General features: G+C 70.5%; 25 protein-coding genes. 4 read left to right on the top strand and 21 right to left on the bottom strand.

Going from position 1 to position 26,072, the window contains the following annotated elements; genetic code table 11:
• Nucleotide 1 precedes the first annotated feature (1 nt).
• From nuoL to AB0C66_RS00355, 12 genes are all read right to left on the bottom strand, one after another.
• On the bottom strand, nt 2-1,897 hold the full coding sequence (gene nuoL, locus AB0C66_RS00410) for an NADH-quinone oxidoreductase subunit L (RefSeq protein WP_362430959.1): 1,896 nt from the start codon (nt 1,895-1,897) through the stop codon (nt 2-4).
• 15 nt (nt 1,898-1,912) lie between these two features.
• Complete coding sequence (nuoK, locus tag AB0C66_RS00405) at nt 1,913-2,212, bottom strand: NADH-quinone oxidoreductase subunit NuoK (protein WP_254746398.1); 300 nt, start codon at nt 2,210-2,212, stop codon at nt 1,913-1,915.
• Nucleotides 2,209-3,204 (bottom strand): NADH-quinone oxidoreductase subunit J, encoded by a 996-nt coding sequence (locus AB0C66_RS00400; protein WP_362430956.1) that lies wholly within the window; start codon nt 3,202-3,204, stop codon nt 2,209-2,211. Before AB0C66_RS00400 ends, nuoK begins: the two co-directional genes overlap by 4 nt.
• Nucleotides 3,201-3,794: an NADH-quinone oxidoreductase subunit NuoI gene (nuoI, locus tag AB0C66_RS00395; protein ID WP_362430954.1), complete on the bottom strand. Its 594-nt coding sequence runs from the start codon at nt 3,792-3,794 to the stop codon at nt 3,201-3,203. The genes AB0C66_RS00400 and nuoI overlap by 4 nt, the downstream gene beginning before the upstream one ends.
• Nucleotides 3,787-5,142 (bottom strand): NADH-quinone oxidoreductase subunit NuoH, encoded by a 1,356-nt coding sequence (gene nuoH / locus AB0C66_RS00390; protein WP_362430951.1) that lies wholly within the window; start codon nt 5,140-5,142, stop codon nt 3,787-3,789. The genes nuoI and nuoH overlap by 8 nt, the downstream gene beginning before the upstream one ends.
• Complete coding sequence (locus AB0C66_RS00385; RefSeq protein ID WP_362430948.1) at nt 5,139-7,634, bottom strand: NADH-quinone oxidoreductase subunit G; 2,496 nt, start codon at nt 7,632-7,634, stop codon at nt 5,139-5,141. The genes nuoH and AB0C66_RS00385 overlap by 4 nt, the downstream gene beginning before the upstream one ends.
• Nucleotides 7,631-9,013 carry an NADH-quinone oxidoreductase subunit NuoF gene (gene nuoF / locus AB0C66_RS00380; RefSeq protein WP_362430945.1) on the bottom strand — a complete coding sequence of 461 codons (1,383 nt, stop codon included), beginning with the start codon at nt 9,011-9,013 and terminating at the stop codon, nt 7,631-7,633. The genes AB0C66_RS00385 and nuoF overlap by 4 nt, the downstream gene beginning before the upstream one ends.
• Nucleotides 9,013-9,822 (bottom strand): NADH-quinone oxidoreductase subunit NuoE, encoded by an 810-nt coding sequence (nuoE, locus tag AB0C66_RS00375; RefSeq protein ID WP_362433254.1) that lies wholly within the window; start codon nt 9,820-9,822, stop codon nt 9,013-9,015. Before nuoE ends, nuoF begins: the two co-directional genes overlap by 1 nt.
• A 109-nt stretch (nt 9,823-9,931) precedes the next feature.
• Entirely contained in the window at nt 9,932-11,317 is a 1,386-nt protein-coding gene (locus AB0C66_RS00370) for an NADH-quinone oxidoreductase subunit D (protein WP_362430943.1), read from the bottom strand.
• Nucleotides 11,317-12,051: an NADH-quinone oxidoreductase subunit C gene (locus AB0C66_RS00365; RefSeq protein ID WP_362430941.1), complete on the bottom strand. Its 735-nt coding sequence runs from the start codon at nt 12,049-12,051 to the stop codon at nt 11,317-11,319. The genes AB0C66_RS00370 and AB0C66_RS00365 overlap by 1 nt, the downstream gene beginning before the upstream one ends.
• A 30-nt stretch (nt 12,052-12,081) precedes the next feature.
• Nucleotides 12,082-12,636 carry an NADH-quinone oxidoreductase subunit B family protein gene (locus AB0C66_RS00360; protein WP_362430939.1) on the bottom strand — a complete coding sequence of 185 codons (555 nt, stop codon included), beginning with the start codon at nt 12,634-12,636 and terminating at the stop codon, nt 12,082-12,084.
• A gap of 32 nt (nt 12,637-12,668) precedes the next feature.
• A complete protein-coding gene (locus AB0C66_RS00355) occupies nt 12,669-13,028 on the bottom strand; it encodes an NADH-quinone oxidoreductase subunit A (RefSeq protein WP_176181410.1) in 360 nt (119 codons plus the stop codon).
• Nucleotides 13,029-13,851: 823 nt separating this feature from the next.
• On the opposite strand from AB0C66_RS00355, the gene AB0C66_RS00350 reads away from it, so the two are divergent.
• On the top strand, nt 13,852-14,658 hold the full coding sequence (locus AB0C66_RS00350; RefSeq protein ID WP_362430936.1) for a C40 family peptidase: 807 nt from the start codon (nt 13,852-13,854) through the stop codon (nt 14,656-14,658).
• A gap of 94 nt (nt 14,659-14,752) precedes the next feature.
• Here the strand turns inward: AB0C66_RS00350 and AB0C66_RS00345 are convergent, their stop codons facing one another.
• Nucleotides 14,753-15,175: a CBS domain-containing protein gene (locus AB0C66_RS00345; RefSeq protein ID WP_362430933.1), complete on the bottom strand. Its 423-nt coding sequence runs from the start codon at nt 15,173-15,175 to the stop codon at nt 14,753-14,755.
• A 249-nt stretch (nt 15,176-15,424) separates the two neighbouring features.
• On the opposite strand from AB0C66_RS00345, the gene AB0C66_RS00340 reads away from it, so the two are divergent.
• Nucleotides 15,425-16,213, top strand: coding sequence for a VOC family protein (locus AB0C66_RS00340; RefSeq protein ID WP_362430931.1), 789 nt, complete (start codon nt 15,425-15,427; stop codon nt 16,211-16,213).
• Between the two features lie 58 nt (nt 16,214-16,271).
• Here AB0C66_RS00340 and AB0C66_RS00335 read toward each other — a convergent pair whose 3' ends face one another.
• Nucleotides 16,272-17,582: a geranylgeranyl reductase family protein gene (locus tag AB0C66_RS00335; protein ID WP_362430929.1), complete on the bottom strand. Its 1,311-nt coding sequence runs from the start codon at nt 17,580-17,582 to the stop codon at nt 16,272-16,274.
• A 105-nt stretch (nt 17,583-17,687) separates the two neighbouring features.
• On the opposite strand from AB0C66_RS00335, the gene AB0C66_RS00330 reads away from it, so the two are divergent.
• On the top strand, nt 17,688-18,194 hold the full coding sequence (locus tag AB0C66_RS00330) for a GNAT family N-acetyltransferase (RefSeq protein ID WP_362430927.1): 507 nt from the start codon (nt 17,688-17,690) through the stop codon (nt 18,192-18,194).
• A 24-nt stretch (nt 18,195-18,218) separates the two neighbouring features.
• Here AB0C66_RS00330 and AB0C66_RS00325 read toward each other — a convergent pair whose 3' ends face one another.
• From AB0C66_RS00325 to AB0C66_RS00305, 5 genes are all read right to left on the bottom strand, one after another.
• The gene (locus AB0C66_RS00325; RefSeq protein ID WP_362430924.1) at nt 18,219-18,911 is read right to left on the bottom strand and encodes a demethylmenaquinone methyltransferase; all 693 of its coding nucleotides are present in this window, start codon (nt 18,909-18,911) and stop codon (nt 18,219-18,221) included.
• Nucleotides 18,912-18,985: 74 nt separating this feature from the next.
• The gene (locus AB0C66_RS00320) at nt 18,986-19,549 is read right to left on the bottom strand and encodes a hypothetical protein (RefSeq protein WP_362430922.1); all 564 of its coding nucleotides are present in this window, start codon (nt 19,547-19,549) and stop codon (nt 18,986-18,988) included.
• A gap of 10 nt (nt 19,550-19,559) precedes the next feature.
• Nucleotides 19,560-20,759 carry a cyclic dehypoxanthinyl futalosine synthase gene (gene mqnC, locus AB0C66_RS00315; RefSeq protein ID WP_362430919.1) on the bottom strand — a complete coding sequence of 400 codons (1,200 nt, stop codon included), beginning with the start codon at nt 20,757-20,759 and terminating at the stop codon, nt 19,560-19,562.
• A 107-nt stretch (nt 20,760-20,866) separates the two neighbouring features.
• Nucleotides 20,867-22,621, bottom strand: coding sequence for a protein kinase (locus AB0C66_RS00310; RefSeq protein WP_362430916.1), 1,755 nt, complete (start codon nt 22,619-22,621; stop codon nt 20,867-20,869).
• Nucleotides 22,622-22,708: 87 nt separating this feature from the next.
• Nucleotides 22,709-23,545 carry a menaquinone biosynthesis protein gene (locus AB0C66_RS00305; protein ID WP_362430913.1) on the bottom strand — a complete coding sequence of 279 codons (837 nt, stop codon included), beginning with the start codon at nt 23,543-23,545 and terminating at the stop codon, nt 22,709-22,711.
• 397 nt (nt 23,546-23,942) lie between these two features.
• Here AB0C66_RS00305 and AB0C66_RS00300 point away from each other — a divergent pair, with 397 nt between their 5' ends.
• A complete protein-coding gene (locus AB0C66_RS00300; protein ID WP_009715975.1) occupies nt 23,943-24,146 on the top strand; it encodes a cold-shock protein in 204 nt (67 codons plus the stop codon).
• A gap of 92 nt (nt 24,147-24,238) precedes the next feature.
• Here the strand turns inward: AB0C66_RS00300 and AB0C66_RS00295 are convergent, their stop codons facing one another.
• Nucleotides 24,239-25,069 (bottom strand): ATP-binding cassette domain-containing protein, encoded by an 831-nt coding sequence (locus AB0C66_RS00295; RefSeq protein ID WP_362430909.1) that lies wholly within the window; start codon nt 25,067-25,069, stop codon nt 24,239-24,241.
• Nucleotides 25,069-26,070, bottom strand: a complete 1,002-nt coding sequence (locus AB0C66_RS00290) for an ABC transporter ATP-binding protein (RefSeq protein ID WP_362430907.1) — start codon at nt 26,068-26,070, stop codon at nt 25,069-25,071. The genes AB0C66_RS00295 and AB0C66_RS00290 overlap by 1 nt, the downstream gene beginning before the upstream one ends.
• Nucleotides 26,071-26,072: the final 2 nt, after the last annotated feature.

Raw genomic sequence — 26,072 nt, 5'->3', positions numbered from 1 at the left:
CTCAGACCGCCCTCATCAGCAGGGTCGCGGCGATGAGTACCGCCGTACCGCCGAACATCGAGACCGCGTACGTGCGGGCGTAGCCGTTCTGGAGCTTGCGCAGCCGGCCGGAGAGCCCGCCGACCGAGGCCGCGGTGCCGTTGACCACGCCGTCGACGAGCTTGTGGTCGACGTAGACCAGCCCGCGGGTGAGGTACTGGCCGGGCTGGACGAGGGCGACATGGTTGAAGTCGTCCTGGAGCAGATCGCGCCGGGCGGCCCGGGTGAGCAGACTGCCGCGGGGGGCGGTGCGCGGCACCGGCCGCCGCCCGTACTGCGCCCAGGCGAGGGCGACACCGATCAGCAGCACCACCATGGTGCCGCCGGTGACGGCGGCGGCACTGAGCGGTGAGTCGCCGTGGCTGTGGCCGGTGACCGGCTCGAGCCACTTCACGAACGCGTCGTTCAGGCTGAACAGCCCACCCGCGAAGACCGATCCGAAGGCCAGGACGATCATGGGGAAGGTCATGGACCCCGGCGACTCGTGCGGATGCGGTTCATCGCCGTTCTCATCGGCGACCCAGCGCTTCTCGCCGAAGAAGGTCATCAGCATCACACGGGTCATGTAGTACGCGGTGATGGCGGCGCCCAGCAGGGCGGCCCCGCCGAGGATCCAGCCCTCGGTGCCGCCCTTGGCGAAGGCGGCCTCGATGATCTTGTCCTTGGACCAGAAGCCGGAGAGTCCGGGGAAGCCGATGATGGCCAGGTAGCCGAGGCCGAAGGTGATGAAGGTGATCGGCATGTACTTCCGCAGGCCGCCGTACTTGCGCATGTCGACCTCCTCGTTCATGGAGTGCATGACCGAACCGGCGCCGAGGAAGAGCCCGGCCTTGAAGAAGCCGTGGGTCACCAGGTGCATGATCGCGAAGACATAGCCGATGGGGCCGAGCCCGGCCGCCAGGATCATGTAGCCGATCTGCGACATGGTCGATCCGGCGAGGGCCTTCTTGATGTCGTCCTTGGCGCAACCGACGATCGCACCGAAGAGGAGCGTGACCGCGCCGACGGTGACCACCGCGGTCTGGGCGTCCGGCGCCGCGTTGAAGATCGCGCCGGAGCGGGTGATCAGATAGACGCCCGCGGTCACCATGGTGGCCGCGTGGATCAGGGCCGAGACCGGAGTCGGGCCCTCCATCGCGTCCCCGAGCCAGGACTGGAGCGGTACCTGGGCCGACTTGCCGCAGGCGGCCAGCAGCAGCATCAGCCCGATGGCGGTGAGCTTGCCCTCGCCCGCCCGGTCCGCCTCGGCCAGCACCGGGGCGAAGGCGAACGACCCGAAGGTCGTGAACATCAGCATGATCGCGATGGACAGGCCGACATCGCCGACGCGGTTGACGATGAACGCCTTCTTCGCCGCCGTGGCCGCGCTGGGCTTGTGCTGCCAGAAGCCGATCAGCAGGTACGAGGCGAGGCCCACACCCTCCCAGCCGACGTACAGCAGCAGGTAGTTGTCGGCGAGGACCAGCAGCAGCATCGCCGCGAGGAAGAGATTGAGATAGCCGAAGAAGCGGCGGCGGCGCTCGTCGTGCTCCATATAGCCGATCGAGTAGATGTGGATCAGTGTGCCCACACCCGTGATCAGCAGGACAAAGGTCATCGACAACTGGTCGAGCTGGAAGGCGACGTCCGCGCGGAAGCCACCCACCGGGATCCAGCTGAACACCTTGCTGTGCAGGGCGCGGTCATGCTCACCGCGGCCGAGCATGTCGGCGAAGAGCACCGCGCCGATCGCGAAGGAGCCCGCCGCGAGCGCCGTGCCGATGTAGTGACCCTTGCCGTCCAGCCGCCGACCGCCGCACAGCAGCAGCGCCGCTCCGAACAGCGGCACCGCGACAAGCAATCCGATGAGGTTCTCCACGTGAACGCGACCCTTCTAGAGCTTCATCAGGCTGGCGTCGTCGACCGAGGCCGAATGGCGGGAGCGGAAGACGGTCACGATGATCGCGAGGCCGACCACGACTTCCGCCGCGGCGACGACCATCGTGAAGAAGGCGATGATCTGGCCGTCGAGATTGCCGTGCAGCCGGGAGAAGGCGACGAAGGCGAGGTTGCACGCGTTCAGCATCAACTCGACGCACATGAAGAGGATGATCGCGTTCCGCCTGATCAGCACCCCGGCCGCACCGATGGTGAACAACAGGGCGGCCAGGTACAGGTAGTAGACCGGATTCACTTGGCGGCTCCCTTGTGGCTGTCGGCGTCCTCGGACCGCTCGTCGACACCCTTGCCGTTCGCGTGCGCGGCGCCGTTCGCGCCCTTCCCGTCGGCGTCGTTCCCGTTGGCGCCGCCCACGGCCCCGTTCGCCGAGGTGCCGTTCGCGCCCGTGTCCTTGGACGCCGCGCCGTTGGCCTCCGCGCCCTTGGGCTTCCGGCCCAGCCAGCGCTCGGAGCGCTGCTCCAGCGCCGCCAGCTCGGCCAGCGCGTCACCGGAGACATCCCGGATCTGACCGCGGCCGCGCAGCGTCGCGTTGACCGTGAGCTCGGAGGTGGTGCCGTCGGGCAGCAGACCGGGGATGTCCACCGCGTTGTGCCGGGCGTAGACACCGGGGGCGGGCAGCGGCGGGACATTCCGCCCGGTGCGCACCCGCGCCTCGGACTGCTCGCGCTGGGTGCGCGCCCGCTCGATGCGCTCGCGGTGGGTCAGCACCATGGCGCCGACCGCCGCGGTGATCAGCAGCGCACCGGTGATCTCGAAGGCGAAGACGTACTTGGTGAAGACCAGCGCCGCCAACCCCTCCACATTGCCGCCGGAGTTGGCCTGGCCCAGCCCGTTCCACGTGGTGATCGAGGCATTGCCGATCCCGACGCAGAGCAGGATGCCGAAGCCGAGACCGCACAGGGCGGCGAGCCAGCGCTGCCCCTTCAGGGTCTCCTTGAGCGAATCGGCGGCGGTGACACCGACCAGCATCACCACGAAGAGGAAGAGCATCATGATCGCGCCGGTGTAGACGACGATCTGGACGACGCCCAGGAAGTACGCGCCGTTGGCGAGGTAGAACACCGCCAGGACGATCATGGTCCCGGCCAGGCACAGTGCACTGTGCACGGCCTTGCGCATCAGGATGGTGCACAGCGCGCCGATCACGGCGACGGTGCCGAGCACCCAGAACTGGATGGCCTCGCCGGTGGAGGTGGTGGAGGCCGCCGCGGCCAGCGCACCGCTCATGCCTGCACCTCCTCGTTTCCCGCGGCCTGGTCGGAGAGGGTCTCGCCCTTGCTGACCGCGGGCTGCCGCCGGGTCCCGGGCGCGGCCTCGGTGATCAGGCCCCGGTAGTAGTCCTGCTCGTCCATCCCGGGGTAGATGGCGTGCGGACTGTCGACCATCCCCTCCTCGAGCCCGGCGAGCAGCTCCTCCTTGGTGTAGATGAGCGACTCACGGCTGCGGTCGGCCAGTTCGTAGTCATTGGTCATGGTCAGCGCCCGGGTGGGGCACGCCTCGACGCAGAGGCCGCACAGGATGCAGCGCAGATAGTTGATCTGGTAGACGCGGCCGTAGCGCTCCCCCGGGGAGTAGCGCTCCTCCTCGGTGTTGTCCGCGCCCTCGACATAGATCGCGTCCGCCGGGCAGGCCCAGGCGCACAGCTCGCAGCCGATGCACTTCTCCAGCCCGTCCGGATGGCGGTTGAGCTGGTGGCGTCCGTGGAAGCGGGGCGCGGTGGGCTTCTTCTCCTCGGGGTACTGCTCGGTGAGCCGCTTCTTGAACATGGCCTTGAAGGTCACGCCGAAGCCGGCCACCGGGTTCTGGAAGTCAGACACCGTCGGCCTCCTTTCCGTCACTGACAGTGTCGGGGCCGCCACTGACAATCAACTCGCGTTCCTGGCGGGACTGTCGACGGGGAACGGGTGGCAGGGACTGTCCGGGCAGCGGTGGCACCGGGAAGCCGCCCGCCATCGGGTCGAAGGCGGGCTCGGGGGCCTCCGCCGCCGCGGCCGCGGCCTTGGTCGCCTCGCGGTCGCGGAAGATGTCCACGACGAAGGAGAGCAGCAGCAGCGCGAGCACCGCGCCGCCCACGTAGAGCACGATGTCCTGGTAGGCGTAGTTCTCGTTGCGCAGCGCCCGCACGGTGGCGACCAGCATCAGCCAGACCATCGAGATCGGGATGAGCACCTTCCAGCCCAGCTTCATGAACTGGTCGTAGCGCACGCGCGGTAGCGTGCCGCGGACCCAGATGAAGACGAACAGCGAGGTCACGACCTTGCCGAGGAACCACAGCAGGGGCCACCAGCCATGGTTGGCGCCCGCCCAGAAGGTGCTGATCGGCCAGGGCGCCCGCCAGCCGCCGAGGAAGAGGGTGACCGCGACCATCGAGACGGTGACCATGTTGACGTACTCGGCGAGCATGAACAGCGCGAACTTGATCGAGGAGTACTCGGTGTTGAAACCGCCGACCAGGTCGCCCTCGGACTCCGGCATATCGAACGGCGCCCGGTTGGTCTCACCGATCATCGCGATGATGTAGATGAGGAACGAGACCGGCAGCAGCACCGCGTACCAGCGGTCCTGCTGGGAGGCGACGATCTGCGAGGTCGACATCGACCCGGAGTAGAGGAACACCGCCGCGAACGACAGCCCCATCGCGATCTCGTAGCTGATCATCTGGGCGCAGGAGCGCAAGCCGCCGAGCAGCGGATAGGTCGAACCCGACGACCAGCCCGCCAGCACGATCCCGTAGATCCCCACCGACGCGGTGGCCAGGATGTAGAGGACGGCGATCGGCAGATCGGTCAGCTGCATCGTGGTGCGGTGGCCGAAGACCGAGATCTCGTTGCCGGACGGGCCGAAGGGGATCACCGCGACCGCCATGAAGGCGGGGATGGCCGCGACGATCGGCGCCAGGAGGTAGACCGCCTTGTCCGCGCCCTTGACGGTCACGTCCTCCTTGAGCATGAGCTTCACGCCGTCCGCGAGGGACTGGAGCATGCCCCAGGGGCCGTGCCGGTTGGGCCCGATGCGCAGCTGCATCCAGCCGACGACCTTGCGCTCCATGACGATGGAGATCAGCACGGTCAGCATCAGGAAGGCGAAGCAGAAGACGGCCTTGATCAGGATCAGCCACCATGGGTCGCGGCCGAACATCGACAGGTCCTCAGCGGCGAAACTCATGCGGTCACCTCCGGCTCGGTCGCGGGTGCGGCGATCCGCACCACATCACCGGGGCGCGCCCCCAGATCCCGGTGGACACCACCGCCGGTGGAGGCCATCGGCAGCCAGACGACCCGGTCGGGCATGTCGGTGACGGCCAGCGTCAGTTGGACGGATCCGGCGGGGCCGGTGATCCGGAGGGCCTGGCCGTCCGTCACCCCCGCCTCCTCCGCGGTCGCCTCCGAGAGCCGGGCCACGGCGGCGTGCCGGGTGCCGGCCAGCGCCGGGTCGCCCTCCTGGAGCCGTCCGTGGTCCAGCAGCAGCCGGTGGCCGGCGAGGACCGCCTCGCCCTCGGCGGGCCGCGGCAGCGGACCCCCGGTCTCCATCGGAGCGGTGGCGCGCGGGCCCCGCCAGCCGCCCAGCCGGGACAGTTCGGCGCGGGCCGCGTCCACATCCGGCAGGTCCAGCGGGGTGTCGAGGGCGTCGGCCAGCATATGCAGCACCCGGGTGTCCGGGAGGACGTGCCGACGGGTCATCTGGTCGGGTTTGAGCGCCGCCTCGAACGGCCGGCCCCGCCCCTCCCAGGTGAGGAAGGTGCCCTGCTTCTCCGGGGCGGCCGCGACCGGCAGCACCACATCAGCCCGCTCGGTGACCTCCGAGGGCCGCTGCTCCAGGCTGACGAGGAACCCGACCGCGTCCAGGGCCGCCAACGCACCGGCCGGATCGGGCAGATCGGCCACCTCGACCCCGGCGACCAGCAGCGCGCCGAGCCCCCCGGAGGCCGCGGCCTCGAGGATCTGACCGGTATCCCGGCCCTCCTGGTGCGGCAGATCGGAGACGCCCCATACGGACGCGGTCTCCTCACGGGCGCGCGGGTCGTCGGCCGGACGGCCGCCCGGCAGCAGCCCGGGCAGCGCCCCGGCCTCCAGCGCGCCCCGCTCCCCCGCCCGCCGGGGGATCCACGCCAGGGTGGCCCCGGTGGCGGCGGCGGCCCGCACCGCGGCGGTCAGCGCGCCCGCCACGGACGCCAGCCGCTCGCCCACCAGGATCACCGCGCCCTCGGCGCGCAGCGCGTCGGCCGCGCCCTCCCCGGTCTCGTCCAGACCGGTACGGCCCGCGATGGCGTCCAGCCACTCGGTCTCGGTGCCGGGCGCGGCGGGCAGCAGGGTGCCGCCCGCCTTCTCCAGGCCCCGGGTGACATGGGTGGCGAGCGAGAAGGTGCGCTGGCCGTGCTTGCGGTGGGCCTTGCGCAGCCGCAGGAAGACCCCGGGCGCCTCCTCCTCCGCCTCGAAGCCGACCAGCAGCACCGCCGGGGCCTTCTCCAGCGTGGCGTAGGTGAGCCCGGTGCCGTCCAGGTCACGGCCGCGGCCCGCGACATGGGCGGCCAGGAAGTCGGCCTCCTCCCGGCTGTGCACCCGGGCGCGGAAGTCGATGTCGTTGGTCTCCAGGGCCAGCCGGGCGAACTTCGCGTAGGCGTAGGCGTCCTCGACCGTGAGCCGGCCGCCGGTCAGCACCCCGGTCCGGCCGCGCGCCGCGGCCAGCCCGGCGGCCGCCGCCTCCAGCGCCTCCGGCCAGCTCACCGCCGCCAGCTCACCGGTCTCCTTGTCGCGCACCAGCGGGGTGGTGAGCCGGTCCGGAAGCTGGGCGTAGCGGAAGCCGAAGCGGCCCTTGTCGCAGATCCACTCCTCGTTGACCTCGGGGTCGTCCGCCGCGAGGCGCCGCATGACCTTGCCGCGCCGGTGGTCGGTGCGGGTCGCGCAGCCGCCCGCGCAGTGCTCGCACACGCTGGGCGAGGAGACCAGGTCGAAGGGGCGGGAGCGGAAGCGGTACGCCGCCGAGGTGAGCGCTCCCACCGGGCAGATCTGGATGGTGTTGCCGGAGAAGTAGGACTCGAAGGGATCGCCCTCCCCGGTGCCGACCTGCTGGAGCGCGCCCCGCTCCAGCAGCTCGATCATCGGGTCGCCGGCGATCTGGTTCGAGAAGCGGGTGCAGCGTGCGCAGAGCACACAGCGCTCACGGTCCAGCAGCACCTGTGTGGAGATCGGCACCGGCTTCTCGAACGTCCGCTTCCTGCCCTCGAAGCGGCTGTCGGCGGCACCGGTGGACATCGCCTGGTTCTGGAGCGGGCACTCACCGCCCTTGTCGCAGACCGGACAGTCCAGCGGGTGGTTGATCAGCAGCAGCTCCATCACCCCGCGCTGCGCCTTCTCGGCGGACGGCGAGGTGAGCTGGGTCTTCACCACCATCCCGTCGGTGCAGGTGATGGTGCACGAGGCCATCGGCTTGCGCTGGCCCTCGACCTCGACGATGCACTGGCGGCAGGCACCGGCCGGGTCCAGCAGCGGATGGTCGCAGAACCGCGGGATCTCGATGCCGAGCAGCTCGGCGGCGCGGATGACCAGGGTCCCCTTGGGGACGGAGATCTCGACTCCGTCGATGGTGACGGAGACCAGATCCTCTCGCGGCACCGCCGCCCCCCCGCCTCCCGAGGGTGCGTTGGTGGTCACGGTCATGCGTTCACCCCCAGGTGAGTGGAGCGCGGCTGGTCGGCCCAGACCGTGGACTTGGCCGGGTCGAAGGGACAGCCGCCGCCGGTGATGTGCCGCTCGTACTCCTCGCGGAAGTACTTGAGGGAGGAGTAGATCGGGCTGGCCGCGCCGTCGCCCAGTGCGCAGAAGGACTTGCCGTTGATGTTGTCGGCGATGTCCGCCAGCTTGTCGAGGTCGTCCATCCGCCCCTTGCCGGCCTCGAGATCGCGCAACAGCTGCACCAGCCAGTACGTGCCCTCACGGCAGGGTGTGCACTTGCCGCAGGACTCATGGGCGTAGAACTCGGTCCAGCGGGTCACCGCCCGCACCACACAGGTGGTCTCGTCGAAGCACTGGAGCGCCTTGGTGCCCAGCATCGACCCGGCCGCGCCCACACCCTCGTAGTCCAGCGGGACGTCGAGGTGCTCATCGGTGAGCAGCGGGGTGGACGAACCGCCCGGGGTCCAGAACTTCAGCCGGTGACCGGGGCGCATCCCGCCGCTCATATCGAGCAGTTGGCGCAGGGTGATGCCGAGCGGGCCCTCGTACTGGCCGGGGCTGGCCACATGGCCGGACAGCGAGTAGAGCGTGAAGCCCGGGGACTTCTCGCTCCCCATCGAACGGAACCATTCCTTGCCCTTGTTGAGGATCGAGGGAACCGAGGCGATGGATTCGACGTTGTTCACCACAGTGGGGCACGCGTACAGACCCGCGACCGCCGGGAAGGGGGGCCGCAGCCGGGGCTGACCGCGCCGCCCCTCCAGCGAGTCCAGCAGTGCGGTCTCCTCACCGCAGATGTACGCGCCGGCGCCCGCGTGCACCGTGATGTCGAGACCGGGAAGTCCCGCCACCCCCAGCTTCTGGCTGCGCCGTTCGGCCGTGCCGAGGTAGCCCGCCTCGTACGCCTCGCGCACCGCCTCGTGCAGCCGCCGCAGTACGGGGACGACCTCACCGCGCAGATAGATGAAGGCGTGTTCGGAGCGGATGGCGTGGCAGGCGATCACCATGCCCTCGATGAGGGAGTGCGGATTGGCGTAGAGAAGGGGGATGTCCTTGCAGGTACCCGGCTCCGACTCATCGGCGTTGACCACGAGGTAGTGGGGTTTGCCGTCGCCCTGCGGAATGAACTGCCACTTCATTCCGGTGGGGAAGCCCGCGCCGCCACGGCCGCGCAGACCCGCCTCCTTCACCAGCGCGATCACATCGTCGGGGGCCATCCCGAGGGCCTTGCGCATGCCTTCGTAGCCCTCATGGCGCAGATAGGTGCGCAGGGTCCACGCGTTGGGCTGGTCCCAGAACGCGGAGAGCACCGGTGCCAGCAGCTTTTCCGGGCTGTGTTCGTTGATCTCGGTCGTCACGGTCATCACTCCCCCTCCTCGGTGACCGGACCGGACGGGTGGTGCGGATCGGAGGCGGAGGTCCGCTGCGGCGCGTCATGCGAGCTGGGATGCGTCGGCGGGGCCTCGTCCGACGGGGCCCCCGCCGACCTCGGCGAGACGACCCTGCCCGGCGCGGACTCGCCCTTGGCCAGCCGCAGTCCGACCAGTGAGGCGGGTCCGGCGGAGCCACCGGCCTCCACGGCGCCCGGCCGGGCGTCGGGGAATCCGGCGAGGATCCGCGCGGTCTCCTTGTAGGTGCACAGCGGCGCGCCACGGGTCGGTTCGACGGTCCGGCCCGCCCGGAGGTCGTCGACCAGCCGCTTGGCGGACTCCACCGTCTGGTTGTCGAAGAACTCCCAGTTGACCATCACCACGGGGGCGAAGTCGCAGGCCGCGTTGCACTCGATGTGCTCCAGGGTGACCTTGCCGTCCTCGGTGGTCTCCCCGTTGCCCACCTCCAGATGGCGCTGGAGCTCCTCGAAGATGGCGTCGCCGCCCATCACCGCGCACAGGGTGTTGGTGCACACCCCGACCTGGTAATCCCCGGACGGCTTGCGCCGGTACATGGTGTAGAAGGTGGCGACAGCGGTGACCTCGGCGGTGGTGAGGTCCAGCATCTCGGCGCAGAACCGCATCCCGGTGCGGGTGACATGGCCCTCCTCGGCCTGCACCAGGTGCAGCAGCGGCAGCAGCGCGCTGCGGCTGTCCGGGTAGCGGGCGATCACCTCCCGGGCGTCCGCCTCCAGCCGGTCACGCACCTCCGCCGGATAGTCGGGGGCGGGAAGCTGCGGCATCCCCAGCGATACATCGGTCACTGTGCTCCACCGTTCCCTTCTCCGCCCGCGCGGCGCAGAGGTGCGGCCATCGTCCTCATCCGCGGCCCGGAGGCCGCGCGTGCGTCGGTCACCTGTCAACGCCTCCCATCACGGGGTCGATGGACGCGACGGCGACGATCACGTCGGCGACCTGGCCGCCTTCGCACATCGCCGCCACGGCTTGCAGATTGGTGAACGACGGATCCCGGAAGTGGACGCGGTAGGGGCGGGTGCCGCCGTCGCTGACCATGTGCGCGCCGAGTTCGCCCTTGGGCGACTCCACCGCGATGTACGCCTGTCCGGGCGGGACCCGGAATCCCTCGGTCACCAGCTTGAAGTGGTGGATCAGGGCTTCCATCGAGGTACCCATGATGTTCTTGATGTGGTCCAGCGAGTTGCCGAGGCCGTCCGGGCCGAGCGCCAGCTGCGCGGGCCAGGCGATCTTCTTGTCCTCGACCATCACCGGGCCGGGCTCCAGCCGCTCCAGGCACTGCTCCACGATCCGCAGCGACTGGCGCATCTCCTCCAGCCGGATCAGGAAGCGGCCGTAGGCGTCGCAGCTCTCGGCGGTCGGCACCTCGAAGTCGTAGTTCTCGTAGCCGGAGTACGGATTGGACTTGCGCAGATCGTGCGGGAGCCCGGTGGCACGCAGTATCGGGCCGGTCACCCCGAGGGCCATACAGCCCGCCAGGTCGAGATAACCGACGTCCTGGAGCCGGGCCTTGAAGATGGGGTTCCCGGTCGCGAGCTTGTCGTACTCGGGCAGGTTCTTGCGCATCTTGATGAGGAAGGCCCGGATCTGGTCGACCGCTCCCGGCGGCAGATCCTGGGCCAGCCCACCGGGCCGGATATAGGCGTGGTTCATCCGCAGCCCGGTGATCAGCTCGAAGATGTCGAGGATCAGCTCGCGGTCGCGGAAGCCGTAGATCATCACGGTGGTCGCGCCCAGCTCCATACCGCCGGTGGCGATGGCCACCAGATGCGAGGAGAGCCGGTTGAGCTCCATCAGCAGCACCCGGATGACCGACGCCCGGTCCGGCACCTGGTCCTCGATGCCGAGCAGCTTCTCGACGCCCAGGCAGTAGGCCGCCTCGTTGTAGAAGGGCGTCAGATAGTCCATGCGGGTCACGAAGGTGGTGCCCTGCGTCCAGTTCCGGAATTCGAGGTTCTTCTCGATTCCGGTGTGCAGATAGCCGATTCCGCAGCGGGCCTCGGTGACCGTCTCGCCGTCGATCTCCAGGATCAGCCGGAGCACCCCGTGGGTGGAGGGGTGCTGCGGACCCATGTTGACGATGATCCGCTCGTCGTCGGCCTTGGCCGTGGCGGCCACGACCTCGTCCCAGTCGCCGCCGGTGACGGTGTAGACGGTGCCCTCGGTGGTCTCGCGCGAGGAGGCGGAGGAGGGTGGCTGCGGCCCGGAGGGCCCCGTTGAGGGGCGGGGGCCGGGTGACGGGTGGGCGTGGGTGGCAGACATCAGCTGTACGACCTCCGCTGGTCCGGAGCCGGGATCTGGGCGCCCTTGTACTCGACGGGGATACCGCCGAGGGGGTAGTCCTTGCGCTGCGGAAAGCCCTGCCAGTCGTCAGGCATCATGATCCGCGTCAGCGCGGGATGGCCGTCGAAGACCAGGCCGAAGAAGTCGTAGGTCTCGCGCTCGTGCCAGTCGTTGGTCGGATACACATCGACGATCGACGGGATATGCGGATCGTCGTCCGGAGCACTCACCTCCAGCCGGATCATCCGGTTGTGGGTGATCGACCGCAGGTGGTACACGGCGTGCAGCTCACGGCCCTTGTCACCGGGGAAGTGGACCCCGCTGACCCCGGTGCACAGCTCGAACCGGAGCGCCGGGTCGTCGCGCAGGGTCCGGGCGACCCTCGGCAGATGCTCGCGCGCGATATGGAAGGTCAGCTCGTCGCGGTCCACGACGGTCTTCTCGATCGCGTTCTCCGGGAGCAGCGACTGCTCCTCCAGGGCGCCTTCGAGCTCATCGGCGACCTCGTCGAACCAGCCCCCGTACGGACGGGTGGCCTGGCCGGGCAGCCGCACCGGGCGGATCAGACCGCCGTAACCGGTGGTGTCACCGCCGTTGTTGGCGCCGAACATGCCGCGCTGGACGCGGATGGCCTCGCCGTGGTCACCACGCCTGCCGGGGAGGTTCTCCGCGTTGAGATCCTGGTCCGGGTTGACCCCGCCTGCCTCACTCACCGCGTACCTCCGTTCCCTCGCCTGCGTCGCTCACCTGAGCAGCCCCTTCATCTCGATCGTCGGGAGCGCCTTCAACGCCGCTTCCTCCGCCTCCCGGGCCGCCTGCTCGCGGTTCACGCCGAGCTTCTCCTCGCGGATCTTCTGGTGCAGTTTGAGGATGGCGTCCAAGAGCATCTCGGGGCGCGGCGGACAGCCGGGCAGATAGATGTCGACCGGGACGAGGTGATCGACGCCCTGCACGATCGCGTAGTTGTTGAACATGCCTCCGGAGGAGGCGCAGACGCCCATGGCGATGACCCACTTGGGGTTCGGCATCTGGTCGTAGACCTGGCGCAGCACCGGACCCATCTTCTGGCTGACCCGACCGGCGACGATCATGAGGTCGGCCTGCCGGGGCGAGCCCCGGAAGACCTCCATGCCGAAGCGGGCGAGGTCGTAGCGGCCGGCACCGGTGGTCATCATCTCGATGGCGCAGCAGGCCAGGCCGAAGGTGGCCGGGAACACGGAGGACTTACGGGCCAGTCCGGCGGCCTGTTCCACGGTGGTGAGCAGGAAGCCGCTCGGGAGCTTCTCTTCGATACCCATGCGCTGTTTCCCCTATCTCCTCTTGAGCCCCGTCAGTCCCACTCCAGCCCGCCGCGCCGCCACACATAGGCGTAGGCGACGAAGACGGTGAGCACGAAGAGGAGCATCTCCACGAGCCCGAACAGCCCCAGGGCGTCGAACGAGACGGCCCAGGGGTAGAGGAAGACGATCTCGATGTCGAAGACGATGAAGAGCATCGCCGTCAGGTAGTACTTGATGGGGAAGCGCCCACCGCCGGCCGGATGCGGAGTCGGCTCGATGCCACATTCATAGGCCTCGAGCTTGGCCCGGTTGTAGCGCTTGGGGCCGATGATCGCGGCCATGAAAACCGAGAAGATCGCAAAACCTGCCCCGAGGGCTCCCAGTACGAGGATGGGCGCGTATGCGTTCACCGTCCTCGCTCCCTTCAGTCGACGATGACTGTCTGGCGGACCGCACGTGCGTGCTGTCGCCCCACGAAGATCGTGCTCATGTGAGGCAGTTCACAAGCCCGTTTCGCCTGCATCCTATGCCCGTCGGTCTGTGATCTGCGACACGGGGTACGACAACGTCTTTGTGATCTCCACCACCTGACGAAGGATCATGAAGTCGGATGAGCGGTGATCTTGTACACGAAGCATCCGAACGACCACGAGAAGTGACATTCGGGGGCGTCATCACTGGTGGGGACGTTGCGCCCTTACCAAGACATGGTACATACATGCAAATTTGCGAGGGCCATCGTCAGCTGATATCGATCAGCCACCCTCCCGGGTGACCCGGTCTCCGGGCCGACGCGCACACCACTCCCAGGTCTCCCCCGGATCCGGACCGATCCCCTCCGGTCTTCTTGATCGCCTCTTCTTGATCGCCGGTTCGCGCCGTGATTCACGAGCGGACCACGACGCCGTCACACGTCGGCCCCCGCCCCTTCACCGCCGACCCCGGGTTGTTCCGAGAGTGGCCCATGGGGAGTGAGGTATCCCACGTTCCCATGGGTTGTGGAACCCGAATTCCCGGGAATCTTTGATGTGCGGGCCGTATCGGTGGTAGGCCGCCCACAGGCTCCGCACGGCCGCCAAAAGCCGTGCGTAGAGACATGATCGAGAAATTCGGACATCGCGCCGAGCGCCGCCGCGGAGATCGGAAACGTCGATTTCCAGACGTGTACACGCCAAATGTGGCGCACACCACTTTTGTTGATCCGGGCCTTTCGGCCCTGATAGCCAGTGACCTATGTCCCCAGTCGCACACATACCCAGCCACCGGAAGCCCCGCCGTGCCGCGTCCAAGGGCACCCTCCGCGCAGGGGTGACCGGTGGCTTCCTCACCATCGCGGTGGCCGGTGCCGCCGTGCCCGCTTCCGCCACCGACTCCTCGGCCGTCGACTCGACGATCGAGATGCCGACCGTGAGCGCCACGCTGGCGAGCACGGCCGCCCAGACCGCCGACGCCACGCAGCAGGCCGCGTCCGACTACCAGCTCCAGGCGCAGCAGGACCAGGCCGCCGCCCACGCGAAGGCCGCGGCCAAGAAGGCCAAGGCGGAGGCCGACCGCAAGGCCAAGGAAGCCCGGGAAGAGGCGCGTAAGGCAGCCGCCAAGCGTGCCGCCGAGGCCAAGGCCGAGAAGGCGTCCCGCTCCGCGGAGCGCACCACCCTCTCCTCCGCCCCCGGCGCCACCAAGGCCACCGGCAACGCCGCCACCGTCATCAGCTTCCTGAAGGCGCAGCTCGGCAAGGCGTACGTGCTCGGCACCAGCGGCCCGAGCTCCTTCGACTGCTCCGGTCTGACCCAGGCCGCGTTCAAGCAGGTCGGCATCGACCTGCCGCGGGTCTCCCAGGACCAGTCCGCCACCGGCACCCAGGTGTCGCTGGACAACCTCCAGGCGGGCGACATCCTCTACTGGGGCAGCTCCGGCAGCGCCTACCACGTCGGTGTCTACGTCGGCGACGGCAAGTTCATCGGCGCCCAGAACCCGAGCACCGGCATCGTCGAGCGTTCGCTGGACTACGACATGCCCACCGGTGCCGTGCGCGTCCTGTAACTTCCGCGCACCGCCGCGTTACCGCGCGCACCGCGCGGTGACGAACGGGCCTCGGGGCCGCCGTTCCCTTCCGGGGGCGGCGGCCTCATGCCGTTCACGTCGTGGCGTACACCTTCTCCACGAACTCGCCGATCTGCTGGTCGGAGAGGTGACGGGCGAGATCCGCCTCGCTGATCATGCCGACCAGCCGCTTGTTCTTGTCGATCACCGGCAGTCTGCGGATCCGGTGCTCCTCCATCTCCCGCAGCACCTCGCCGACATCGGCGTCCGCGCTGATCCAGCGCGGGGTGCCCTTGGCGAGGTCCCCGGCGGTCATCCGGGACGGATCGCCACCGCGTGCCACACAGCCGACGACGATGTCGCGGTCGGTGAGAATGCCGCACAGCCGCTCGTTGGTGTCGCTGACCGGCAGCGCCCCGACGTTCAGTTCGCGCATCAGCTGGGCGGCGCGGTCCAGCGACTCCGTGGCCGGGATCCACTGCGCGCCCGGGTGCATGATGTCCGCTGCCTTCGTCATGGGTGTACCTCCTGACGGCCCACCGGCGGCGGAACCGGCCCGCGGGCCCCATCGTTCCGGTCACCGCGGCTGACGCACACGGCGCCCCCCTCACGTTCATTGTCACCGCCCCCGGGCGATGACGTCATATCGGACTCCGCGCCGCTTCACGGACGAACGGGATGTTTCCCGCCCCGGCGGCGGGGCTCGGCGGCGGGTGCCAGACTGAGGACGAGAGGTCCTTCACGCCCGATCGTTGAAGGAGCGTCCATGCTCACCACCGACTTCGCCCCCGGCGCGCCCAACTGGCTCGATCTCGGCGCTCCCGACACCGACGCGGCCGTGGCCTTCTACCAGGGGCTGCTGGGCTGGAGCTTCGAGTCGGCCGGCCCCGAGGCGGGCGGATACGGCTTCTTCAAGCGGAACCGTGAAACCGTCGCCGCCCTCGGTCCGCTCACCGAGCAGGGCGCACGCGCCGCCTGGACGCCGTACTTCCACACGCCCGACGCCGACGCCACGGCGAAATCCGTCGAGCTGGCGGGCGGTGGGGTGGCGGTCGCGCCGTTCGACGTCTTCGACGAGGGGCGGATGGCCCACTTCAGCGATCCCGGCGGCGCCCGGTTCGCCGTCTGGCAGCCCGGCAAGACGGCGGGCCTGGAGCTGGTCACCGAACCGGGCAGCCTCTGCTGGACCGAACTGCACTCCCACGACCCCGCCGTGGCCGTCGCCTTCTACGGCGCCGTCTTCGGCTGGGACGCCGAGGAGATGTCGCTCCCCGGCGGGACGTACACCGTGCTCACCACGGCCGGTGCCGGAAGGGACGGCTCCTTCGGCGGGGTCGCCCAGCTCCAGGAGGGGCACTCGACCCCACCGCAGTGGCTGCCCTATATCGAGGTCACGGACTGCGACCAAGTGGTCACGAAGGGGCAGGAGCTGGGTGGTTCGGTGCTGATGCCCGCGATGTCCGCCGAGGGAATCGGCCGGATGGCGTGGCTGACGGACGTGGCCGGGGCGCCGTTCGGCGTCATCACCAGCGCGGCCCCGGACGGCGGCGGCTGACCTCCCCGGCGGACCCGCGGGACCCGCGACCGGACCCGCGGGACCCGCGACCGGACCCTCAGGCCCTCGGCGTCACCTTGGTCAGCCCGTTGATGATGCGGTCCATCGCGTCCCCGCCCGTCGGATCGGTCAGGTTCGCCAGCAGCTTCAGGGTGAAGCGCATCAGCATCGGATGGGTCAGCCCGCGCTCGGTCGCGAGCTTCATCACCTTCGGGTTGCCGATCAGCTTCACAAAGGCCCGGCCCAGCGTGTAGTAGCCGCCGTAGGTGTCCTTGAGGACCTTCGGATAGCGCTGGAGGGCCATCTCGCGCTGCGTGGCGGTGGCGCGGGCGTGCGCCTGCACGATCACATCCGCGGCCAGCTGCCCGGATTCCATCGCATAGGCGATGCCCTCGCCGTTGAACGGGTTGACCATGCCGCCCGCGTCGCCCACCAGCAGCAGCCCACGGGTGTAGTGCGGCTGGCGGTTGAACGCCATCGGCAGGGCGGCGCCGCGGATCGGCCCGGTCATGTTCTCCGGGGTGTAGCCCCACTCCTCCGGCGTCGAGGCGCACCACGCCTTGAGGATCTCCCGCCAGTCCAACTCCTTGAAGGACGACGAGGTGTTCAGCACACCGAGGCCGACGTTGCTCGTACCGTCGCCCATGCCGAAGATCCAGCCGTAGCCGGGCAGCAGCCGGTCCTGGGGACCGCGCCGGTCCCACAACTCCAGCCAGGACTCCAGGTAGTCGTCGTCATGGCGGGGCGAGGTGAAGTACGTACGCACCGCCACGCCCATCGGGCGGTCCTCGCGCCGGTGCAGCCCCATCCCCAGCGACAGCCGGGTGGAGTTGCCGTCGGCGGCGACGACCAGCGGGGCGTGGAAGGTGACCGGCGTCTTCTCCTCGCCCAGCTTGGCCTCGACCCCGGTGATCCGGCCGGTGCGCGGGTCGGTGATCGGCGCGCCCACGTTGCAGCGCTCGTACAGCCGCGCCCCGGCCTTCTGCGCCTGGTTCGCCAGCTGCTCGTCGAAGTCGTCGCGCTTGCGGACCAGTCCGTAGTTCGGATACGCGGCCAGATCGGGCCAGTCCAGCTCCAGCCGCAGCCCGCCGGCGAGGATCCGCAGCCCCCGGTTGCGCAGCCAGCCCGCCTCCTCGGAGACGTCGATGCCCATCGCGACCAGCTGCTTGGTGGCGCGCGGGGTCAGCCCGTCGCCGCACACCTTCTCGCGCGGGAAGGCCGTCTTCTCCAGCAGCAGAACGTCCAGACCCGCCTTGGCCAGGTAGTACGCGGTAGTGGAACCGGCCGGTCCGGCGCCGACGACGATCACGTCGGCGCTGCGCTCCGAGCTCCCGGAGGACGCGCTCTGGATGGGTGCGGTCTCGCTCACGCGGGGTCTCCCGAGGCCTCGGTAACGGCGTGCCGGTCGCGCCGGGCACTGGACAGCAGCAGTCTATGGGGGCCGTAGTCCACCACTCGCGAAGGGCCGTCCCTGATGACCGTGACTCCGCCTGCCGTACGCCTGCGTGTGCCCACCCCCGACGACGCCGCCGCCTGGCACCGCGTCTTCGACGATCCGGAGGTGATGGAGTTCCACGGCGGGGCCTCCCATGACCTCGCCCACTACGAGGAGTTCACCGCCCGCCAGCGCGCGCACGCCGAGCGGTACGGCTTCTGCCTCTACACCCTGCTGGACGCCTCGGACGAGGTGATCGGCTTCACCGGCGCCCAGCCGTGGCCCCAGGACTGGGGTCCGGTGGGCGAGATCGAGATCGGCTGGCGGCTCGGCCGCGCGTACTGGGGGCGGGGCTACGCCACGGTGGCCGCGGAGGCCGCCCTGGAGCGGGTGCGGGCCGCCGGGGTCGGCCATGTGGTCGCGATGGTGCACGCCCGCAACGAGCGCTCCATAGCGGTGACCCGGCGGCTGGGCATGCGGTCCGCGGAACACCTTCGGAGCCCGGTCTCCCGGACCCCGGCCATCTGCCACCGGCTGGACCTGTGAGCGCCGGTACCGCCCGGGTCCGGGTTACGGCCGGTACGCGCGGTGCAGGGCCACCACACCGCCGGTGAGGTTGCGCCAGGCGGGCCGGGACCAGCCCGCCCGGCCCAGCCGCGCGGCCAGCCCCGCCTGGTCGGGCCAGGCGCGGATGGACTCGGCGAGATAGACATACGCGTCCGGGCTGCTGCTGACCGCGGTGGCGATCGGCGGCAGCGCGCGCATCAGGTACTCGGTGTAGACCGTGCGGAACGGCGCCCAGGTGGGGTGGCTGAACTCGCAGATCACGATCCGGCCGCCGGGCCGGGTCACCCGCAGCATCTCGCGCAGGGCGCCCTCGGTGTCCTGCACATTGCGCAGTCCGAAGGAGATCGTGACGGCGTCGAAGACCCCGTCCGCGAAGGGCAGCCGGGTGGCGTCGCCCGCGGTCAACGGCAGCGCGGGATGGCGCTTCTTGCCCTCCCTGAGCATGCCGATCGAGAAGTCGCAGGGGACCACATAGGCGCCCGCGGCGCGGAAGGGCAGCGAGGAGGTGCCGGTACCGGCGGCGAGGTCGAGCACCCGCTCGCCGGGGCGCGCGTCCACCGCGCGGGCGACCGCCTTGCGCCACTGACGGGCCTGCCCGAGGGACAGCACGTCATTGGTGCGGTCGTACTTGGCCGCCACGTCGTCGAACATGGTGGCGACTTCCTGCGGCTGCTTGTCCAGGGATGCTCGGGTCACGGCCCCATTGTTCACCTCGCGCGGCATTGATCCACCGCAGGGGTCGCCCGCCCGTCGCCGCGCCGCGTCGCCGGTCACCGCCGGCGGTGCACCAGCCGCCCGTCCAGGGCCGTGACGAGGCAGTCCCCGTTGTCGGCGAAGACCGCGAAGTCGGCGACGCCGCTCGGGACCAGAGCGCGCGGCCGCGGGCCGGACGCCTCCCGGATACCGGACCGGGCGACGGCCGTACGGACCGCCGGGCGGACGAACGGTCCGGTGAGCACGGTCGTGCCGCGCGCCAACAGGCGCTGCACCCCGCGCCGGGCGCTGGCGCCCCAGCGCGTCTCGGTCATCCCCAGGGCCGCGAGCGCCTCCCCGGTGAGCAGTTCGCCGCCGAGCTCGTCGGTCTCGCGCGGATCGGGGTGGTAGGTGGCCTCGAGATACGCGGCGCCGTCCGGTTCGTACCGGCCGGGTGTGAGCACCCCGTCCCACTCCCGGATCCTGGCCCGTTCGCCGTACGCGGCGAGGAGCTCCTCGTACGGCCCGATGGCCTCGAAGCGGGCGCCGGTGACGACCACCGCGTACCCGGGCTCCGTGCGCTCCTCGGACGGGTGGTCCACCACCAGGCGGACCGCGCGCACCCGGTGGATCGTCAGCACGGCCGCACGGTCACTTCGCGTCGATGAGCTTCAGCTCGGGGTGGGCGGTGCCTCCGTCGATGGCCGTGGACGACAGATGCGAGACCACATGGTCGTCGACCGGGTCGTTGGCCGGGTCGTCGTGCACCACCAGGTGCTCGTAGGTGGTCGCGCGCTGCGCCGGGACGCGGCCCGCCGCGCGGATGAGGTGGAGCAGCTCCATCCGGTTGGAGCGGTGCTTGGCACCCGCCGAGGAGACCACGTTCTCCTCCAGCATCACCGAGCCGAGGTCGTCCGCGCCGTAGTGCAGCGAGAGCTGGCCCGCCTCCTTGCCCACGGTCAGCCAGGAGCCCTGGATATGAGCGATGTTGTCGAGGAACAGCCGGGCGATGGCGATCATTCGCAGATACTCGAAGATCGTCGCCTGTGTCCGCCCCTTCAGATGGTTGTTCTCCGGCTGGTAGGTGTACGGGATGAAGGCGCGGAAGCCGCCCGTACGGTCCTGGACGTCGCGGATCATGCGGATGTGCTCGATCCGCTCCGCGTTGGTCTCACCGGTGCCCATCAGCATCGTGGAAGTGGACTCCACCCCCAGGCCGTGGGCGACCTCCATGATCTCCAACCACCGCTCACCGGACTCCTTCAGCGGCGCGATGGCCTTACGCGGCCGCTCGGGCAGCAACTCGGCGCCCGCGCCCGCGAAGGAGTCCAGACCGGCGGCGTGGATCCGTCGGATCGCCTCCTCGGCCGAGACCCCCGAGATCCGCGCCATGTGCTCGACCTCGGACGCCCCCAGCGAGTGGATCACCAGCTGCGGATACGCCTTCTTGATCGCCGAGAAGTGCTCCTCGTAGTACTCCACGCCGTAGTCCGGGTGGTGGCCGCCCTGGAACATGATCTGGGTGCCGCCGAGTTCGACCGTCTCGGCGCAGCGGCGCAGGATGTCGTCGAGATCACGGCTCCAGCCCTTGGCGGTGTCCTTGGGCGCGGCGTAGAAGGCGCAGAACTTGCACGCCGTCACACAGACGTTGGTGTAGTTGATGTTCCGCTCGATGATGTACGTCGCGATGTGCTCGGTACCCGCGTAACGGCGCCGGCGGACGGCGTCGGCGGCGGCTCCCAGCGCGTGCAGCGGCGCGGACCGGTAGAGGTCGAGCGCCTCTTCCGGGGTGATCCGGCCCCCGTCGGCGGCGCGGTCGAGGACTGCCTGCAAGTCTGCGTGTGCGGTCACCGGGGCGGACCCTTTCGGAGGTTTACGGGCGGACCGACTCAGCCTACGCCAGCGGCCGTGCGCCGCTTCGGGGGCGTGTCCGGTCCGCCGCAGGGCCCTGACCGGGCTTAACGGAGCCTGTGCAGGGTGCCGCTCGGATCGCCCGCCTGATCGTCCTTCGCGCGGTAGCGCAGGGCGTCACCCTTGACGAGGACGAACCGCTCGTCCGTGGAGGCGTCGCTGCATCCCTCCTGGGGGCCGTTCCGCTTCAGCGCGGCGTCCAGCCGGAGTTCACCGGAAGAGGCGGAGAGCAGTTTCCAGTTGCTGTCGCAGCGCAGCACCGACAGCGTCACCCGGCCGCTCGCGACCTGCTCGCCGACCCTCCCCTGCCGGAAGGTGATCGTCATGGTGCCCACCGGGATGCCCGAGTCGGAGGTGAGGTCGCCCCGCCAGGTGCCGAGGAACTTCTTGGGGATCGCGCCCGGGTCCGCGCCGGTGTCGGGCGTCCCGGCCGGATCGCCGGGCCGGGGTTCGCCGCTGTCGTGACGGGCGCTGTTGTCCTTACCGCTGCCGGGCAGGACGTCGAAGACCACCGCGGCGGTCGTCGCGGCGGCCAGGGCGCCCGCGACGGACAGCACGAGGGTGCAGCTGAGCGCCCTCGGGCGCTTCCTGCCGCCCACGGACGCGCTGAGGGCGAGGCCGCGGCCCCGCTCCGGGGGCGGGGCGGGGTACGACGACGGCAGCGGCGGCTGGGTGGGGCGGTCGGCGGGCTCACTGCCGGGGACGCCGCCCGCGTACGAGGGGTCCGGGGGCCCGAACGTGCCCAGGGCGGATGATCCGGCGGAGCCGGTGGCGGGGGTTTCCGCGGCCACCGGGGGCCGGGGCGCGGACGGTTCGGGTCCTGCTTCCGTTTCCGGTCTCGCGGACGGTTCCGGTCTTGCTTCCGCTTCGGGTCTCGCGGCCGGTTCCGGATCCTCCGCTTCCGCCTCCAGATCGAGCAGTTGCACCGCCCGTCGGCTCACCCGCTCCACCAGCGTCGCCGGCAGCCAGCCGGACCGTACCAGCCCCGAGGCGCCGCTCCCGGGTGCCAGCCGACCGACGATCTGCTCCGGGGTGGGGCGGTCGGCGGGGTTCTTGGCGAGGCACGCGGCCACCAGTTCGCGCAGTTCACCGGTGAGCTCCGCACTGAGCCGCGGCTCGGCGTGGACCACCTTGTACAGCAGCGCCGCGGAGCTGTCGCCCGGGAAGGGGCCCTCACCGGTCGCCGCGTACGCCAGCACCGAGCCGAGGGAGAAGACGTCCGTCGGGCCGCCGACGCTCTCGCCGAGGATCTGCTCGGGCGACATATAGCCGGGCGAGCCGATGGAGGCGCCGGTGGAGGTGAGCGAGGCGGTGCCGTCGGTGGCCCGGGCGATCCCGAAGTCGATCAGCCGCGGCCCGTCGAGGGCCAGCAGCACATTGGACGGTTTGACGTCGCGGTGGACCAGGCCGAGCGCGTGCACGGCGCCCAGTGCCTCCGCGAGCCCCGCCCCCAGGGCGCGTACCGAAGCCTCCGGCAGCGGTCCATCGTCCGATATCGCCCGGCTGAGCGAGGGTCCCGCCACATAGCCCGTGGCCACCCATGGAACGCGGGCCCCGGGGTCGGCGTCCAGCACCGGCGCGGTCCAGGCGCCACCGACCCGGCGCGCGGCCTCCACCTCACGCCGGAAGCGGGCGCGGAACTCCTCGTCCAGCGCGAAGTGGGCGTGCACCACCTTGACCGCGACCGTGCGCCCTCCGGCGCTGCGCCCGAGATAGACCCGGCCCATACCGCCCGATCCGAGCCTGCCGAGCAGCCGGTACCCGCCGATGGCCCGCGGGTCGTCCTCTGCCAGCGGATCCATGGCGTAGCTCCCCCCTCGACGGCGCGGTCCAGCTTAGGCGGGGTCCGGGACGGCGGCCCAGCCGCGCGCCCGGACCCCGGCGACCGTTCAGACCCCGGAGACCAGGCCGTCCAGCAGCTCCACCCGGACGTCCGCCGGATAGCCCCCGCCGTCCCCGGTCCGCCGGGCGAATTCGGCGATGCCCTTCAGCTGCGCCTCGCCGAGGCTGAAGTCGAGGGTGGTGAAGTAGCGCTCCAGCACCGGGGCTTCCAGCGCCTCCCAGCGCGCCGCCTGCTCCGCGACCTTGCCGACCTCCTCCAGCGAGAGGTTCCGGGAGGCGAGGAACGCCTCGTGCACCTTGCGCACGATCATCGGTTCCCGCTCCAGGTAGTCGCGGCGGGCGGCCCACACCGCGAAGACGAAGGGGAGCCCGGTCCACTCCTTCCACATCTGGCCGAGGTCATGGACCTGGAGGCCCAGCCGGGGGGCGTCGTGGAGGTTGGCGCGCAGCGCGGCGTCACCGATGAGCACCGCCGCCTCGGCCTCCTGCATCATCAGGCTGAGGTCGGGCGGGCAGGTGTAGTAGTCGGGCGTGATCCCGTACCGCTCGGCCAGCAGCAGCCGGGCCAGCCGTACGGAGGTGCGGGAGGCCGAGCCGAGCGCCACCCGGGCCCCGTCCAGCCGCTCCAGCGGCAGCTGCGAGACGATCACGCAGGACATCACGGGCCCGTCGCAGCCCACCGCGATATCCGGGAGCGCCACCAGATCGTCGGCGTTGCGGAGATACTCGACGAGGCTTATCGGGCCGATGTCGAGGTCGCCGCGGACGAGCAGGTCGTTCAGGGCGTCGGGCGAGGCCTTGGTGAGCTCGAAGTCGAGGAGCGCACCGGTCCGGGCGAGGCCCCAGTACAGCGGCATGCAGTTGAGGTACTGGATGTGGCCCACTCTCGGGCGGCTGCGCCGGCGGCCGCCATCGGGCGTGCCGCCCTCGGAGGCACCCGGTGTACTCCGCGAGGGGGAACTCGGTGAAATGTCCACGTGCGGAGGCTAGCCCCGGACCGCTCCCACGGCGGCGGCGGGGGGCGCGCGGTGGTCCGCGATTCCCCGACCCGCACCCGCCCGACCTGCGATCTTATCCACTCTCAGGGCGCCGGAAACCCCTCGTTTTCGTGATCTTCGGCTCTTTCCCCGCGCACACGCAGCGTGCTAAGCTCACCGCAAGTTGCAGTTTGGTTTCCCTTGCAGTACAGAGCCTGCGGAGCATGTAACCGCGGGCTTTTGTAGTTTTCAGACTTCTTGCAGGTTCTGGAGCAGGGCAACCCTTTGGCCCAAGGAGGGCTTTATGGCTACCGGAACCGTCAAGTGGTTCAACGCCGAAAAGGGCTTCGGTTTCATCGCCCAGGACGGCGGCGGTCCCGATGTCTTCGTTCACTACTCCGCGATCAACGCGTCTGGCTTCCGCTCCCTGGAGGAGAACCAGGCCGTGACCTTCGACGTCACTCAGGGCCCGAAGGGTCCGCAGGCTGAGAACGTCAGCGCGGTCTGATCTAGCAATACCCAAGGAGCCCTGCTTCTCCGCGCCGGCGGAGGAGCAGGGCTCCTGCCTTTCGCCTTCCTGCCCTTTGGCTCCCTGCCTTTTCAGCTCCTGGCGCCGCGGGCGGCGTGGGCCGCCTCCGCCGGATCCCAGCCTTCCGCCGTCGGCACGGACGCCAGCAGCGCTCGGGTATAGGGGTCCGCGGGCTGAGCGAGCACCCGGGCCGTCGGCCCTTGCTCGACCGCCCGGCCGCGCCGCATCACCAGCGTCTCGTCGGTGATATGCCGGACCACCGCGAGATCGTGGCTGACGAAGACCAGCGCCACCCCGGTCTGTCGCCTGATCTCCCCGAGCAGCTGGAGGATCTGCGCCTGGATGGACACATCCAGCGCCGCCACCGCCTCGTCGAGCACCAGTACCCGCGGATCCACGGCGAGTGCGCGGGCGATGGCGAGCCGCTGCCGCTGCCCGCCGGAGAGACCGTGCGGGCGCGCCCCGGCCTCCCGCGCCCCGAGCCCCACCTGGTCCAGCAGCTCGGCCGCCCGCGCCCCGGCCGTCTCGCGGTCCCGGCCGTGCAGCCGCAGCGCCGTGAGCAGGCACTGGCGGGCGGTCAGCCGGGGGTCGAGCGAGGTGTACGGGTCCTGGAAGACCATCTGTAGCTCCCGGGCGCGGGCCAGCCGGGCCGCGGCCCCGCGGACCGGCGCCCCGACCCGCTCCCGTCCGGCCACGGCGACACTGCCCGTGTCGGGGCGTACGAGTCCGACGAGCATCCGGGCGACCGTGGTCTTCCCGGAGCCGGACTCGCCCACGACGCCGATCGACCCTCCGGACGGCAGGGTGAAGGAGATATCGCGGGCCGCGGTGAGCCGTCCGCCGCCCGGAAGGGGATAGGACTTGCCGAGCCCGCGCACCGCGAGCACCGGTTCCTCGGCCATCAGGCGCTCCTCTCCGCGGAAACGGGCGGGACCGTGGGGGCCGTCGCGTCGGTGGGGATGCGGCGGCACGCCGCCTCGCCGCCCCCGCCGGTGAGCTCGCGCTGCTCCGGTCTCCAGCTCTCGCACTCCGGTTCCGCCTCCGCGCAGCGCGGTGCGAAGGGACAGCCGGGGAAGGTGTCCGCGAGGGACGGCGGACGGCCGGGGATGGGGTGCGGCGGGGCCGCTCCGGAGCCCAGTGCGGGGGAACAGTCGAGGAGCGCCCGGGTGTAGGGGTGCAGCGCCCGGTCGAACAGGGCGCGGGCGGGCCGCTGTTCCATGACCCGGCCCGCGTACATCACATAGACCCGGTCGCAGTAGGCGGCGGCCAGATGCAGATCGTGGGTGATGAAGAGCATCCCCAGCTCCCGTTCCTGGCGCAGGGTGCGCAGCAGCGCGAGGATCTCCGCCTGGGTGGTGACGTCCAGCGCGCTGGTGGCCTCGTCGGCGAGCAGCAGCCGGGGTTCGGCGGCGAGCGCGCCCGCGATGACCACGCGTTGCAGCATCCCGCCGGACAGTTCGTGGGGGCGCTGGCGCGCCCGCCGTTCGGGCTCCGGCAGGCCCACGGCGTCGAGGAGTTCGACGGCCCGGGCGCGGGCGCCGCGGCGATCCGCGCCCCCCGTCCGCACCAGCCGCTCGACCAGGAAGTCGCCGACGCGGCGCACCGGGTTGAGGGCCGAGCGGGGGTCCTGGTGGACCATCGCGACGGTACGGGCGCGGTGGTCGCGGAGCCGGGCGCCGGACAGGGCGAGCACATCGGTGCCGTCCACGCGCACCCCGCCGTCCGTGCGGGCCCGGTCGGGGAGGATCCGCAGCGCGGCCTTGGCGGTGGTGGACTTCCCGGAGCCCGACTCGCCCACCAGCCCCACGACTTCGCCCTCGGCGACCCGTAGGGAGACATCGGCGAGCAGGGGCCGGGCGAGGTCCGGGAGATCGACGGTGAGGTGGTTGATTTCCAGCAGCACGG

This window comes from Streptomyces sp. NPDC048636, from assembly GCF_040650655.1.
In the GTDB taxonomy this organism is placed as follows: domain Bacteria; phylum Actinomycetota; class Actinomycetes; order Streptomycetales; family Streptomycetaceae; genus Streptomyces.
This window is presented reverse-complemented; position numbering and strand designations above follow the sequence as displayed.